General features: G+C 68.0%; 2 protein-coding genes and 1 pseudogene. 2 read left to right on the top strand and 1 reads right to left on the bottom strand.

Annotated features, from left to right (window positions below):
• Window positions 1–256 (top strand): c-type cytochrome (locus G3N96_RS38215; protein WP_206140442.1); only part of this gene is annotated, 256 nt, incomplete at its 5' end.
• A 112-nt stretch (window positions 257–368) separates the two neighbouring features.
• On the opposite strand, the gene G3N96_RS38210 is transcribed toward G3N96_RS38215, so the two are convergent.
• Complete coding sequence (locus G3N96_RS38210; protein WP_124582282.1) at window positions 369–2,456, bottom strand: UvrD-helicase domain-containing protein; 2,088 nt, start codon at window positions 2,454–2,456, stop codon at window positions 369–371.
• A 287-nt stretch (window positions 2,457–2,743) separates the two neighbouring features.
• Between G3N96_RS38210 and G3N96_RS38205 the strand changes: the two are divergent.
• A pseudogene (locus G3N96_RS38205) lies at window positions 2,744–2,818 on the top strand (SGNH/GDSL hydrolase family protein); the annotation flags it as partial.

Here is a 2,818-nt window from a genome sequence, read left to right as displayed (position 1 = left end):
GGCCGCCCCGGCCGGCGCCGACGCCGGCAAGGCGCTGTACACGTCGACCTGCCAGGCCTGCCACGCGGCAGGCGTGCTCGGCGCGCCGAAGTTCGGCAGCAAGGAAGACTGGGCGCCGCGCCTGAAGGACTCGATGGATACGGTCTACAACTACGCGCTGCACGGCAAGGGCGCGATGCCGCCGAAGGGCGGGTCGAACGCGTCGGACGCCGACGTGAAGGCCGCCGTCGACTACATGGTCAACGCGTCGAAGTAACCTCACCCGGCCGTCAGTAAAAAACCCCCGCGACGCACGCGCGTCGCGGGGGTTTTGTTTTGCCGGCGGACCTCTGGAGCGCCGTGCGCCCGGCGGCGGCGCCGCCGCCGCGTCACTTCTGCAGCAACGCCTTCAGGCTCGCGAGCCGGTCCTTCGGCGACATCGGCGCCTCTTCCGGCGTCGGCGGCGGCGCGTCGTCGAGCCCCATCTCCGGGATGAAGCGCGACGGTTCGCACACGACCGTCTCGCGCGCCCGCTTGCGCTTCTTGCACCAGTTCAGGTGCAGGCTGCGCTGCGCGCGCGTGATCGCGACGTACATCAGCCGGCGCTCCTCCTCGATCCGCTCGTTGTCGATCGGGCCGTCGTCCTCGGAGCCGCCGCGGTGCGGCATGATGCCTTCCTCGACGCCGACCAGGAACACGTGCGGATACTCGAGCCCCTTCGACGCGTGGACCGTCGACAGCCGCACCGCATCCGGATCCTCGTCCTTGCCCTCGAGCATCGACATCAGCGCGACGGTCTGGATCAGGCCGAGCAGGTTCTTGCCGGTATCGGCGAGCCCGTCCGCGTTGTGGAAACCCTCCGCCTCGCCATCGACCGCTTCCGTCTCGGGCTTGGTGCCCTTGCGCTTCAGCCATTCGAGGAATTCGAGCACGTTCTGCCACTTCGACTGCGCCTGCCGCTCGTCGAACGCGTCGTACAGGTACGCCTCGTAGTGGATCGCCTCCATCATGTCGTCGAGCACGGCGGTGGCGGGATCCTTGTCCGCACGCTCGGTCAGGCGCTGGATGAAGTCGCAGAACATCCGCAGCGGCTCGACCTGGCGCGCGGACAGCCGCGCCTCGATCCCGCCCATGTACACGGCCTCGAACAACGACACCTTCGCCTGGCCGGCGAACGAGCCGAGCGCTTCGAGTGTCGTGTTGCCGATCCCGCGGCGCGGCGTCGTGACCGCGCGGATGAACGCGGGATCGTCGTCGGCGTTCGCGATCAGCCGCAGGTACGCACACAGATCCTTGATCTCGGCCTTGTCGAAGAACGACTGGCCGCCCGACAGCACGTATGGAATCCGCTCGCGGCGCAGCACCTGCTCGAAGATCCGCGCCTGGAAGTTGCCGCGATACAGGATCGCGTAGTCGCGAAACTGCGCGCGCCGCTCGAACTTGTGCGCGGACAGCCGGAACACGACCGATTCGGCTTCATGCTCCTCGTCGTTGCACGGCGTGACGGTGATCGAATCGCCCATCCCGTGCTCGGACCACAGCTTCTTCTCGAACAGCTTCGGGTTGTTCGCGATCACGTTGTTCGCGGCGGTCAGGATGCGCACCGTCGACCGGTAGTTCTGCTCGAGCTTGACCAGGTGCAGCTTCGGGAAATCCTTGCCGAGCTGCGCGAGGTTCTCGAGCGTCGCGCCGCGCCAGCCGTAGATCGCCTGGTCGTCGTCGCCCACCGCCGTGAACGCCGCGCGCGGGCCGGCGAGCAGCTTCAGCAGCTCGTACTGGCACGCGTTGGTGTCCTGGTACTCGTCGATCAGCAGGTAGCGCAGCTTGTTCTGCCAGCGGTCGCGCACCTGTTCGTTCTTCGCGAACAGCTCGGCCGGCAGGCGGATCAGGTCGTCGAAGTCGACCGCCTGGTACGCATGCAGCGTCGCGACGTAGTTGCGGTAGACCAGCGCGGCCTGGTGCTCGTCCTCGTTGGCCGCGATCGTCATCGCCTCGTCGGGCATGATCAGGCCGTTCTTCCACAGCGAGATGGTGCTCTGGATCTTGCGGATCAGGCCCTTGTCGGTCGTGCCGATCTGCTCCTGGATCATCCCGAAGCAGTCATCCGAATCCATGATCGAGAACTGCGGCTTCAGGCCGACGTGCTCGGCCTCCTGGCGCAGGATCTGCACGCCCAGCGAGTGGAAGGTGCAGACGGTGAGCTGGTTGACGGGCACCTTGCGGCCTTCCTTGCCGGGCGTGGTGAGCGTCTTGCCCTCGAGCAGCTTCGACACGCGCTCGCGCATTTCGGCGGCCGCCTTGTTCGTGAAGGTGACGGCTGCGATGTGGCGCGGCTCGAAGCCTTTCGCTTCGATCAGGTGCGCGATCTTCTGCGTGATCACGCGGGTCTTGCCGCTGCCCGCGCCGGCGAGCACGAGACAGGGGCCGTCGAGGTAGCGCACCGCTTCGTTCTGGGCGGGATTCAGGCCTGCGGACATGATGGCGGATGGTGTTGCGGTTGACGGCGGAACGCCGGGAGGATGCCGTGCGCGGCGGGCTGGCGAAGCAGGCGGACACGCGGGCAGGACGCGCATGTTAACACGTCGGCGGCGCGCTTTTCGGGAGCGCCGCCGGGCGGGGCTGCGCGGGCCGACCGGCCGGCCGCCCCCTGTCCGTCCGGCCAATCCGGCCCCGTTCGCGCACCGATCGGCCACAATATGGCCACTTCGGCGCCGCCCCCGCGCCGGCCCGTTTGCCTCACCTGTACCGCCACCGGATCGACATCATGGGATACCCGTTCGCCACCGCCGCCCTCGGCCCGCTGCTGTTCGCGCAGGGGCGCTACGTGCGCCGCGTCACG

The organism is Burkholderia sp. Se-20373 (assembly GCF_017104705.1).
Taxonomy (GTDB): Bacteria; Pseudomonadota; Gammaproteobacteria; order Burkholderiales; family Burkholderiaceae; genus Burkholderia.
This window is presented reverse-complemented; position numbering and strand designations above follow the sequence as displayed.